General features: G+C 72.8%; 12 protein-coding genes. 7 read left to right on the top strand and 5 right to left on the bottom strand.

The window, feature by feature from the left end; translation table 11 throughout:
* Window positions 1-22 precede the first annotated feature (22 nt).
* Window positions 23-403, top strand: a complete 381-nt coding sequence (locus PHZ_RS05680; protein ID WP_148216800.1) for a hypothetical protein — start codon at window positions 23-25, stop codon at window positions 401-403.
* Window positions 400-753 carry a hypothetical protein gene (locus PHZ_RS05685; RefSeq protein WP_148216801.1) on the top strand — a complete coding sequence of 118 codons (354 nt, stop codon included), beginning with the start codon at window positions 400-402 and terminating at the stop codon, window positions 751-753. Before PHZ_RS05680 ends, PHZ_RS05685 begins: the two co-directional genes overlap by 4 nt.
* A 317-nt stretch (window positions 754-1,070) precedes the next feature.
* Here the strand turns inward: PHZ_RS05685 and PHZ_RS05690 are convergent, their stop codons facing one another.
* A complete protein-coding gene (locus tag PHZ_RS05690) occupies window positions 1,071-3,563 on the bottom strand; it encodes a TonB-dependent receptor (RefSeq protein ID WP_041373263.1) in 2,493 nt (830 codons plus the stop codon).
* A gap of 310 nt (window positions 3,564-3,873) precedes the next feature.
* Between PHZ_RS05690 and PHZ_RS05695 the strand changes: the two genes are divergently transcribed.
* The 3 genes from PHZ_RS05695 to PHZ_RS05705 all read left to right on the top strand — a co-directional run bounded on the left by PHZ_RS05695 (window position 3,874) and on the right by PHZ_RS05705 (window position 6,948).
* Window positions 3,874-4,935 carry a DUF2157 domain-containing protein gene (locus PHZ_RS05695; protein ID WP_012521598.1) on the top strand — a complete coding sequence of 354 codons (1,062 nt, stop codon included), beginning with the start codon at window positions 3,874-3,876 and terminating at the stop codon, window positions 4,933-4,935.
* Entirely contained in the window at window positions 4,932-5,546 is a 615-nt protein-coding gene (locus PHZ_RS05700; RefSeq protein WP_012521599.1) for a GDYXXLXY domain-containing protein, read from the top strand. The genes PHZ_RS05695 and PHZ_RS05700 overlap by 4 nt, the downstream gene beginning before the upstream one ends.
* Before the next feature lie 67 nt (window positions 5,547-5,613).
* Window positions 5,614-6,948 carry a dicarboxylate/amino acid:cation symporter gene (locus tag PHZ_RS05705; protein WP_012521600.1) on the top strand — a complete coding sequence of 445 codons (1,335 nt, stop codon included), beginning with the start codon at window positions 5,614-5,616 and terminating at the stop codon, window positions 6,946-6,948.
* A gap of 17 nt (window positions 6,949-6,965) precedes the next feature.
* On the opposite strand, the gene PHZ_RS05710 is transcribed toward PHZ_RS05705, so the two are convergent.
* A complete protein-coding gene (locus PHZ_RS05710; RefSeq protein ID WP_041373264.1) occupies window positions 6,966-7,388 on the bottom strand; it encodes a response regulator in 423 nt (140 codons plus the stop codon).
* A gap of 283 nt (window positions 7,389-7,671) precedes the next feature.
* On the opposite strand from PHZ_RS05710, the gene PHZ_RS05715 reads away from it, so the two are divergent.
* Entirely contained in the window at window positions 7,672-7,980 is a 309-nt protein-coding gene (locus PHZ_RS05715; RefSeq protein ID WP_041373265.1) for a hypothetical protein, read from the top strand.
* Here PHZ_RS05715 and PHZ_RS05720 read toward each other — a convergent pair.
* The 3 genes from PHZ_RS05720 to PHZ_RS05725 form a co-directional block, all read right to left on the bottom strand.
* Complete coding sequence (locus PHZ_RS05720; protein ID WP_012521602.1) at window positions 7,977-9,083, bottom strand: helix-turn-helix transcriptional regulator; 1,107 nt, start codon at window positions 9,081-9,083, stop codon at window positions 7,977-7,979. The two genes, PHZ_RS05715 and PHZ_RS05720, sit on opposite strands and share 4 nt — an antisense overlap.
* Before the next feature lie 178 nt (window positions 9,084-9,261).
* On the bottom strand, window positions 9,262-9,411 hold the full coding sequence (locus PHZ_RS23025; protein ID WP_183281137.1) for a hypothetical protein: 150 nt from the start codon (window positions 9,409-9,411) through the stop codon (window positions 9,262-9,264).
* 70 nt (window positions 9,412-9,481) lie between these two features.
* Complete coding sequence (locus tag PHZ_RS05725; protein WP_012521603.1) at window positions 9,482-9,859, bottom strand: helix-turn-helix transcriptional regulator; 378 nt, start codon at window positions 9,857-9,859, stop codon at window positions 9,482-9,484.
* A 34-nt stretch (window positions 9,860-9,893) separates the two neighbouring features.
* Between PHZ_RS05725 and PHZ_RS05730 the strand changes: the two genes are divergently transcribed.
* On the top strand, window positions 9,894-10,937 hold the full coding sequence (locus PHZ_RS05730) for an alpha/beta hydrolase (protein ID WP_041373267.1): 1,044 nt from the start codon (window positions 9,894-9,896) through the stop codon (window positions 10,935-10,937).
* Window positions 10,938-10,988 lie beyond the last annotated feature (51 nt).

Raw genomic sequence — 10,988 nt, forward strand, 5'->3', positions numbered from 1 at the left:
CGGAGCTACGAGGCCAGGCGCGATGATCCACTCCCTCAGGCATGCCCTCACGAGCCGGATGGCGGGACCCGTGGCGACGGCGCTCGCCATGGTGCTGGCCGCGACCCTGGGCCTGGCCTGGGCGGACTGGACCGCCGACCGGGCGGTGCTGGAGCGCCGGATCGCCGAGCTGACCCAGCAGGCCGACCGCTCGCAGTCGCTGTGGAAGGCGCAGCTCGCGGCCTGTCACGCCGCGGCCGGGGCGAACCGGCTGACCGAGGCGGCCTACGAGAGTTCCGGTGGGACTCCCGAAGGAGATCCGAAGGACGCCGCCCGCCGGCTGCTGTCGCAGCAGCCCGAGGGCATCGACGTCTGCGCCCGCATGGAAAGCGCCGACCAGGCGGTCCTCTCCACCCTGAAATGACGTTGCGCCGGGGCCTGAAGATCCTGCTGGCCGCAGGCGCCGGCCTGGGGCTCGCCGGATGCGAGACGCTGGGCGCCGGGCGGGTGAAGCCGGCGGCGCCCCCGCCGGTGATCGCCGTCAGCCCGCCGCCGGTGGTGCAGGTCGAGCCGCCGCCGGCCCAGGCGCGCCCGCGGCCGGAGCGGAGCTGCGTGCCCCGCTCGCTGGGTCCCCCGCCGCGCTATCCCGACACCGACGCGGCCCTGCGCAACGCCGCGGGCGCCGCCGACCGCTACCAGCTGCTCGCCGCCGGCCGCCTGCTGCGCCAGAAGCGCCTGGCGGAGCTGGAACGCGCGATCGCGGCCTGCCGGTAGGGGGTTAGTCCCGCATCATGCAACCTCCTCCCCCATCGGGGGAGGGGGACCATGCGCAGCATGGTGGTGGGGGCTTGCCGGGGGCTCGGAGCGTGGGCCGGCCCCCTCCACCGCTGTCGCGGTCCCCCTCCCCCGACGGGGGAGGAGGGGGGCGGGCGTCGACGGGGGCCTGCAACCTAGCTCGGAGCGTGGGGCGGGCCCCCTCCACCGCTATCGCGGTCCCCCTCCCCCGAGGGGGGAGGGGGGTGGGGGGACAGACGAAAACGCCCCGGCCGTGGGGCCGGGGCGGTCGTTGCTCTCCTGGCCGAAGCCGGGGCCTAGAACCGGTACTGCAGCTCCACGCCGTAGGTGCGCGGGGGCACGTACGAGATGGTGCGGTTGATGAAGCCGGTGTTCGGACCGGTGTTGATCCGCGAGCCGTCGGCGCCGGCGACGCCTTCCTGCTCGAAGATGTTCTTCACGTAGGCGATCAGCGTGTAGCGGTCGTCGATGTCGTTCCAGAGCAGGCGCGCGTCGGTCTGATGCCACGCCTTCCCTTCGTTGTAGTAGCGGTTGAAGATCGAATAGTAGGTCTTGTCCTTCCACACGTGGGTCAGCGAGGCCGACAGCTCGCCGACGTCGAATTCCCAGGTGTAGTTGACGTTGAACGTCACGCGGTGCGGCGTGGACGAGGGCAGCTTGGCCCCGTCGAGGTCCTGGTTGAGGCCCGCCGTCGGGCTGGCGAGCGCCGCGGCGGTGTTGCCGGCCAGCACCACGCCCGGCTGCAGGCCGCGCGGGTCCTCCGGATCCTGGAAGCAGCAGGCCTCCTTCAGCTCGGCGTTCAGGTAGGAGTAGTTGGCCAGGATCTGCAGGTTGTCGATCGGCTGCCAGATGGTCTCCAGCTCGAAGCCGACGATCCGCGCCTTCGGCATGTTGAAGAAGCGGGTGACGTTCAGGTCGGTCACCGGGTCGCGGCCCGTGATCGGCACCTGGATGTCCTGGTAGTCGTAGAGGAAGGCCGAGGCGTTGGCCTGGAAGGTCCCGCCGAAGGTCTTCTTCAGGCCGACCTCGTAGGCGTCGATGGTCTCTTCCTGGGTCGTGACGTTCGGCGTCAGGGTCGTGGTGCCCGAGTTGAAGCCGCCCGCCTTGTAGCCGCGGGTGTACTTCGCATAGGCCAGGGTGTCCGGATCGGGCTGCCAGTCGACGCCCAGGGTGCCGGTGATGCCGCTCCAGTCGTACTTCAGGCCGCGGTGGCGCAGGCCCGTCGTGGGATCGGTGAAGGCGGGCAGGTAGACGGCCGGATCGGTGCTGGTCCCCGGCGCGGCCACTGCCGTCACGTCCACCGGACGGCCCGTGACCCGCGAGATCGGGCAGGTGGCCGTGTAGAGGCAGAACAGCCGCGCGCTCTCGAACGAGCGCTTGCGGTCATAGGTGTAGCGCAAGCCGGCGGTGAACTTCAGCTCGTCGGTGAACTGCCAGTCGGCCTGGCCGAAGACCGCGTAGGACTCGCTGCGGTTCTCGGAGCTGCCGTAGGCGTAGCGCCGCTCGGGGTTCGGGGCGGCCGGAATGAGCTGGGTCGCCGGATTAAGCGAGAACAGGGTGGGGTTCTCGAACCGCGCATCGTCCGGATGGCGGGCGTCCGAGAGGGTGTAGTTGGACCCTTCGCGGAACTGGTAGGCGCCGATCAGCCACTGGAGCGGGCTGTCGTAGGTCGAGGCGATGTTGATCTCGTTCGAGAACCACCAGACCTCTTCCTGGTACTGGTTGTTGCGCCGCGGATAGTAGGGCTGGGTGCTGACCGGCAGCTGGAAGGGCGCCTGGCGCGAGGTGGCGTCGAGGTCGGTCTGCAGCCGGTAGTCGTAGTAGGTGTAGCCGGCGATGTACTTCACATCGAAGCTGTCGAGGTGCAGCGTGGCGTTGAACGCGTAGCCGTTGTTCTCGAGGCTGATGTAGTTGCCGTCGTCGGTGTCGAAGCAGAACTGGCACTGGTTGCCCGGCAGGCCCAGCGGCAGGCCCAGCGCGGCGGAGTTGGGCGTCAGGGCCGCCTGAAGCGGCGAGGTGACGTCGCGCAGGCCGTAGGTGATGGTGGTGCGCCCGCCCGGGCCGCGGCCCAGGTTGTGCCACTCGGCGCTGTCGACCTTCAGCCACCACTCGAGCTTGCCGTCGCCCAGCTCGCCGTCGAGCTGGCCCTCGACCTGCCACTGGTCGCCGCGGCCGCCCTCGGACTTGCCGTTCGGATTGAGGTTCGTGAAGTACCCCTCGCCCTGCGAGTTGTAGGAGCCGGCGAGGCGGCCGCGGATGTTCCCCACCAGCGGGCCCGAGATCGCCGCCTCGGTCATCCAGGTGTCGTAGTTGCCCATACCGGCGCGCACTTCGGCGTAGAAGTCGTCGGTGGGCCGCTTGGAGATGATGTTCAGCGCGCCGCCGATCGAGTTGCGGCCGTAGAGGGTGCCCTGGGGCCCGCGCAGGGCCTCGGTGCGGTCGATGAACAGCGTCGAGCGCGCGAAGGCCGTCACCGACGAGGTGTAGACGCCGTCGTTGTACATGGCCACGCCGCCCTCGGAGGAGCGGTTGTTCGTGAAGCGGCCGATGCCCCGCATGTTGATGCGGTCGTTGTTGGTCGAATAGGCCAGGCCCGGCGTGAAGTTGGTCAGGTCCTGCACCGAGTTGATGCCGACCATCTCGCGGCGCTCGTCGGTGAAGGCGGAGACCGCGACGGGCACGTCCTGCAGGGACTGCTCGCGCTTTTCGGCGGTGACCACGAGCTCTTCGATGACGGTCTGAGCCTGCGCCGCGCCGCCGCCCAGCGCCATCAGGGCGCAAGACAGCATTAGAGTCTTTCTGGAAATCATCAGGACGTTCCCCCAAGCCGGTTCTTCGATCGCACCTTTGTGGCGCTTGGTTTCGAAGATCGGGGATGGAATCGGCGGCGTCAACAAGGCTTTGCCGTACGCCGTATCGCCAAGGGAAGACGGGCGAGCGGCGGCGAGGCGCGCGCGGGGCGAGTGGAAGGCCGGGTACGCCGGGCCGCTGTCGGCGGCGGCAAACCGGTTCCTGCAATTCCCGGTGGAGTCCGCTCCGTCTCCCCGCCGCGTTGCCCCTGCGGGGAAGCTGGGGCACCCTCGCCGCGGGGAGGCCCGGATGGCGAGCTACCGACGGCGCCTGGAGCGCGACCTGGACGGCTGGATCGGCAGGGGTCTGGTGCCGGCGGCCAGCCGCGAGGCGATCCTGGCCGACCTGGGCGAGGCCCGCCGGCTGGACGCGGCGACGACCCTGGCGGTGCTGGGCGCCCTGCTGGCCGCGGCGGCGGCCGTGGCCTTCGTGGCGGCCAACTGGTCGGCGATTCCCCGCATCGTGCGCTTCGGGCTGATCCTGGGCGTCTTCCTGGCGTCGGCCGGCGGCGCGGCATGGGCCAGCGCGCGGGAGCGGACAGTCACGACGCACGCGCTGCTGGCCGTGGCGGCCATCGTGTTCGGGGCGGCCATCGGGCTGACCGGGCAGATCTTCGACCTGACGGGCGATGCGCAGGCGGCGCTGCGGGGCGCGGGCCTGGCCGCCGCCCTGCTGGCGCTGGCCGGCCGTTCGCCCTGGCCGGCGGCGGTGGCGCTGCTGTTCATCGGCCTTGGCGACATGAGCGGGAGCGGCTGGTTCGAGGGCGCGCCGCGCTGGCCCGGCTGGCTGGTCTGGGCCGCGCCGCTGGGGGCGGCCACGGCGCTGGCCTGGCGCTCGACGCCGCTGGCGCACGCCGCGGGGATCGCCTCGATCGCGGCGGTCCTGTCGCTGACGCAGATCGCGCCGCGCCATCCGGAAGCGCTGTTCCTCGCGGCGGCGGCCGTGCTGGCGGCGCTGGCGCTGGTTGCACGCGGTCTGCGGGACGGCCGCGAGGGCGTGGCGAGCCCGCTCTACGGCTGGTGGACGTGGGGCGCGCTGATCTGGTTCGGGGCCGCCGGCCTGGGCGAGGCCTTCCGGGGCGTGCCGCACGCGGTCGCCTGGCTGGCGCTCGCGGCCGCGGTCCTGGTCCTGGGCCGGCACGACCGGCACGCGGCGGTGACCGGGGCCGGGGTGGTCGGCCTGTTCGCGGCGGGGGCGAGCCTGCTGTTCAACCTGGGGGTCGGGCTGATGACCTCGGCGGCGGTGTTCGCCGTCTGCGCCGTGGCGGCCCTCGTCGTGGCGCTGCTGCTGAAGCGGGGGCGGGCGGCGTGAGGTTCGGGACGCCCGCGCGGATCGTGACGGCGGCGGGGCTGCTGGCCCTGGCGCTGATCGGCCTCGTCGTGCGCGAGGGCGTGGCCCGGGCGCAGGGCCGGGAGGTGCGGCTGGCCATCGAGGCCTACGATCCCCGCAGCCTGCTGAGCGGGCACTACCTGCAGTTCCAGATCCAGGACCGGCCGGCCGGGGACAGCGCCTGTCCGCCCGGCGCCGAGGGCGACCCGCGGTCGCGGATCAGGGGATGGATCGCGCTTGTCCCGGCGGGCGGGCGCCACCGGGCGGCGGGATTCGCGGACAGCCGGGCGGGCGCCGAGCGGCTGGGCCCGGTGGCGGTGCGGGGACGGCTCACCTGCCTGCCGCGCGGGCGGCCGGGCCCGGAGGGGGCCCAGATGGAGCCCGACATGACGGCGGTGCTGGACCTGGGCGTGGACCGCTTCCACGCCGAGCAGGATCAGGCCGAGCGGATGGAGGCGGCGCTGGTCCGGGGCGCCGAAGGGACGCCGGACGGGGAGACGCCGCTGGCGGTCGTCTCGGTGGGGCGCGACGGCAAGGCGCGGCTGAAGGCGGTGGTGATCGGCGGGCGGCGCACGGATCTCGACTGGTTCTGAGGCCGCGGCTGGTTCTGGGGCCGGCGGACCCTTATAGCCTCGCCGCGAGGAAGTTGGGGGACGACACTTGGCGACACTACCGGCGGCCGGCGCGGCGGCGCCCATCAGGCGCACGCCGATCTGGAACCAGCTCTATGTGCAGGTGCTGGTGGCGATCGCCGTCGGCGGGGCGATCGGCCACTTCTGGCCGGAGACCGGCGAGGCGCTGAAGCCGCTGGGCGACGCCTTCATCAAGCTGGTGAAGATGATCATCGCCCCGGTGATCTTCCTGACCGTCACCACGGGCATCGCCGGCATGCGCGACATCGGCAAGGTGGGCGGGGTGGCGGCCAAGGCGTTCGGCTACTTCATCGTGGTGTCCAGCTTCGCCCTGGTGGTGGGGCTGGTGGTGGCCAATGTGGTCCAGCCGGGCGCCGGGATGAACGTCGACCCGGCCACCCTCGACGCCGGGGCGGTGCAGGACTACGCGGCCAAGTCGCACGAGATGACCATCACCGGCTTCCTGATGGACATCATCCCCGCGACGGTCGCCGGGGCCTTCGTCAGCGGCAACATCCTGCAGGTGCTGTTCTTCTCGATCCCGTTCGGCCTGGCGCTGGCGATGATCGGCGAGCGGGGCGAGCCGGCGCTGGCGGTGCTGAACGCCGTGGCCGAGGCGTTCTTCCGGCTGGTGGCGATCTTCATGCGGGCGGCGCCCATCGGGGCGCTGGGGGCGTTCGCCTTCACGGTGGGCCGGTACGGGCTGGAGAGCATCGTCAACCTGGCGGCCCTGGTGGGCACGTTCTACGCCACCTCGCTGATCTTCGTGCTGGTGGTGCTGGGGGCGATCGCCCGGCTGCACGGCTTCTCGATCCTGCGGCTGATCCGCTACCTGAAGGAGGAGCTGCTGCTGGTGCTGGGGACCTCGTCCTCGGAGGCGGCGCTGCCCAGCCTGCTCGAGAAGATGGAGCGGGCCGGGGCGCCCAAGACGGTGGTCGGGCTGGTGGTGCCCACCGGCTACAGCTTCAACCTCGACGGCACGAACATCTACATGACCCTGGCGGCCCTGTTCATCGCCCAGGCGGTGGGGATCGACCTGCCGCTGGGCGAACAGCTGCTGCTGCTGGCGGTGGCGATGCTGAGCTCGAAGGGGGCGGCGGGCGTCACGGGGGCCGGGTTCATCACCCTGGCCGCGACGCTGTCGGTCGTGCCCAGCGTGCCGGTGGCGGGGATGGCGCTGATCCTGGGCGTCGACCGGTTCATGAGCGAGTGCCGGGCGCTGACCAACTTCGTCGGCAATGCGGTGGCGACCCTGGTGGTCAGCCGCTGGGAAGGGCAGCTCGACCGGCAGGCGCTGGAGGACGCGCTGTCGGGCGCGCCGCAGCCGATCGCGGCCCCGCCGGTGGAGGCCGACGCGGACTAGGAGCGGCCTTCGCGGGTTCAGCTCGCGCGGGAGAGCGGCGTGGCGCGGGCGGCCGCGGCGCGGGTGACCGAGGCCATCAGCCCCGAGACCAGGATGGGCTTGGCGACGAAGTCGTTGAAGCCCAGGGCCACGTACTCCTGCGGCCGGCGCGACAGGACGTCGGCGGTGACGGCGATCACCGGGGTGTCGCGGCCGGGCCCGGCCGAGGCGCGCAGGCGGCGGACCGCCTCGACGCCGGTCATGCCGGGCATGTGGATGTCCATCAGCACCACGTCGAAGGCCTCGCGCGAGAGGTGCTCGAGCGCCTCGTCGCCGGAGGCGGCCATCACGGCCGAGTGGCCGAACGCCTCGAGGATCTCCTGGACCACGCGCAGGTTCATGGCGTCGTCGTCCACGTGCAGGACCCGCAACCGGCGGGCAGGGCCTTGGGCGTCGCTCACGGCAAGCTCCTTCGGCGGGCGCGGCCGGGACCTCGCCCGAATACGTCCGGAATGTGGCGCCGAGAAGCTAAGGTAACGCTGACGGACGTGGCTAACCGCCGTTAAGGCGGGGCGGACGCCAGACGTCGGGGGGGGCGCCGGCCAGTCGAAGCCGGCTACGGCCAAGCTTTGCGGTTCAGGACGCGGCGCGCGGAAAGGTCGGCCTCGGTTAAGCCGGCGGGTTTCGCGCGGCGGAATCTGCAAGGGTGCTTGCCCGGGCGCGCGGCCGGGCTAACTAGCGGGCATGCAGCAGGCCGCGAACGCAGCGAGCATCACCGCCGGATGGCTGGTGGGCGTGATGATCGAGGTGGAGGGCGAGCCGCGGCCGCTCCGCCACTACTACGCCGTGGGCCTCGCGGACCGGGACCAGGCCCAGTGGCGGGCCGTGGACAGGGCGATCGCCGCCGGCCGCGTCGCGACGAGCCCGGTGGGCGGGCTGGAGCCGGTGCAGGCGGTCAACCCGCTGACCCTGGCGCGGATGCGGACCCTGGGCCTGGCGGCGGGCGAGGTGCGCGAACTGGGCTGGCGGCACCCGCGCCGCTGGATGAGCTAGCGCAGCCGGTCGAGCCGGGCGGCGAGCTCGCCCTCGCGGCCGATGTCGAGCTTGGCGAAGAGCGCCTTCACCTGGCTGCGGACCGTCTCGAGCGACACGCCGCGCCGGGCGGCGACGGCCTCGCGGGACTCGCCGCGGGCCAGGCGGACGGCGATGTCGGCCTCGGCCGGGGAGAGGCCGAAGACCTGGCGCAGCAGCTCCGGCAGCTGGTCGTCGCGGCGCGCCCCGCGGACGATGACCAGGGCGCGCGGTTCGAAGCCCAGGCCGTGGGGACGGAGCGGCAGCGCGGCGACGTCGACGACCTCGAAGGCCGCCGGATCGCCGGGGGCGCGGAGCACGAGCGTCTGCAACAGCGGACGCGGCGCCGTCCCACGGGCCGCGCGCAGGACGGCGGCCTCCAGCGCCCGGCCGTCCTCGTCCCTGGCGGCGTCCAGACGCCCGCCCCGCAGCCGGAGCAGGCCCCGGCGCAGCGCCCCCTCGGCGGCCGGCGTGTGGGCGCGGGCGCGGCCGGCGCCGTCGCAGACGAAGGCGGCCACGCCCGCCGACTCGAGCGCGCCGGCCAGGAGGGCGGGCCCCTGGCCCTCGAGCGTGATCTGGGTCCGCACGGCCGCCCGGACTTGGCCGACCAGAGACTCGAAGGCGCGGCGGTCCTCGGCCTGCGGCACGCCGCGGCGCTCGCCCCGCAGCACGGCCAGGCCGATGAGCATGCCGTCGTCGCGCATGAGGGTCGACTGGCTGCCGTAGGGGATGTCCCAGCGACGGCAGTAGTCGGCGTAGTCGAAGTTGCGGCGCAGTTCGTCCTCGGTGGCGCAGCGGACGTCGTGCCAGCTGGCCAGGAGCGGCGCGCGCAGGCCCATCCGCACCCGCGGATTGCGCGCCGGATCGCCTCCGCCCATGCCGACGAACTCGTCCAGCCCGGACGGGTCCATGCGGGTCATCCAGTTGAAGGGGACGGCGCGGTCGGCGCCGACGCCGATCAGTTCGCCGCGTTCGGCCCCGCAGGCGTCCGCCAGGCCTTCGAGCGCGACGGGCCAGGAGCCGTCCAGCGCGGCCGCGGCGAAGAGGTCGGCGACCGCCGTCCAGTGTTCGTCGTTGGCGATCATCCGCCGCCGCGGACGACGCCCGTCCGCCCCGGAACCACGCCTCCAAGCCACGGACTCATTACGCTTACCCCCCCCTGAAGCGTAACTTGTTATGCGACCGGAAGCCGGTCAATCGCGCGAGGGTTGCGCGCCGCGAGGCGCTGGGCGCGCTAGAGCGCGCCCCGAGGAAGTGGGCGCGCTAGAGCGCGCCGAGGAGCACGGCGGCCAGGCCGGCGAGCGAGGCGGCCAGCGCCAGCGTCTCGGCCAGCCGCCGCCAGCGGACGACGACGCGGCTCGCGCCGCCGCCCCGGGCCGGCGGCCGGTCGGTCGCGGTGAACAGACGCGGCATGGATGCAACTCCCCCCGCGGCGCAGGGTAGGGAAACCGCGCGGTCCCGCGCTTCCCCCAGATGGGGGAGTTCAGCCGCCGGGCAGCAGCGAGCGCAGGTCGGCCTGGCGGCGGACGCCGGTCTTGGCGAAGGTGGACTTGAGGTGGCTGCGGATCGTGCTCTCGGCGACGCCCAGGGCGAGGGCGGCGCTGGAGACCGCCCCGCCGTCCACCAGATGCAGGACGATGCGGGTCTCCTGAGGGGAGAGGCCGTGGACGTCGCGCAGGTGCTGGGCGCGGGCGCCGTCGGCCCGCTCGGCGGCGGCGCGGATGGCGCGGGCGGCCTCGCGCGCCAGCGGATGGCCCGACTCGTAGGCCGCCTTCAGGCGAGCGCCTATGCTGGGATAGAGCTTCGAATAGGCGGTCGCCGACTTCAACAAACGCTGGTCGAACGCGTCATCATCGCTCATGGTCGCCCACGGGGTAAGTGTTCAGGACCGAGTAATGAGCGTTTCGGTGGGGGTTGGCCAGCCCTTTGCTGGCCTGGGGGGCGTCCAGATCATGGACCGCCCCGGCGAAGCGGCGCTGAAGTCTCTGGCGCGGCGCGCGGCGAACAAGACGATGCAGTGGCTGGTCACCCGCTCCATGCGCCAGGCGGTGCGGGCGCACGCGGCGGGTCCGGAGGCGTTCCTGGCCTACGTGGAGCGCCAGCGGCGCATCCACGAGCGGTTCGACGCCCCGATCCTGCCGATGATGGAGGCCGAGGCGATCCGCGTGGCGGGCCCGGGCGTGCTGTCCTCGCCGCCGGCGCCGTCGGAGTGGTTCGCCCCCAAGGCCGCCAAGCCGCGGGGCCACGTCTTCTACGTCCACGGCGGCTCGTTCGTGGCCGAGCGCAGCCCGCGGATCACCCAGCTGGTGGCCCGGTTCGCCGCCACGGCCGAGGCGCAGGTCTTCGCCCCCAGCTACCGGCTTGCGCCCGAGCATCCCTGTCCGGCGGCGGTGGAGGACATCGTCGAGGCCTGGGCCTGGTTCCGCCGGACCTATCCCGACGAGCCGGTGGTGGCCCTGGCGGAATCGGCCGGGGCGGCGGTGCTGCTCTCGGCGCTGCAGCAGGCGAACGCGCGGGGCCTCGGCCTGCCCGGGGGCGTGGTGCTGCTGTCGCCCTGGGTGGACCTGTCGCTGCAGAGCTGGAGCGTCACGGCCGCCTCGCTGATGGGCAGCTCGCCCTACACCATGGAGAGCCTGGCGCTGGTGGCCAGGTTCTACCTCAACGGCCTGTCGGCGACGGACCCGGTCGCCTCGCCGCTGTTCGGATCCTTCGACGGCTTCCCGCCGATGCTGATCCACGCGAGCCAGGGGGACATCCTCTACGACGACGCCGTGCGGCTGGCCGACAAGGTCCGCGACGCCGGCGGCGACCTGACCGTGCGCCTGTGGTCCGAGGAGACCCACGTCTGGGAACGGATGAACACGCCCAAGGCCAAGCAGTCGATCCTGCTGGCCGCGGACTTCATCCGCCGCCGGCTGGACGCCGCAGCGCTAAACTGACGCGCCTCCCCCATTTGGGGGAAGCGAGAGGGTTCCCTACGCCAATACCGT

Source organism: Phenylobacterium zucineum HLK1 (assembly GCF_000017265.1).
GTDB classification, from domain to species: domain Bacteria; phylum Pseudomonadota; class Alphaproteobacteria; order Caulobacterales; family Caulobacteraceae; genus Phenylobacterium; species Phenylobacterium zucineum.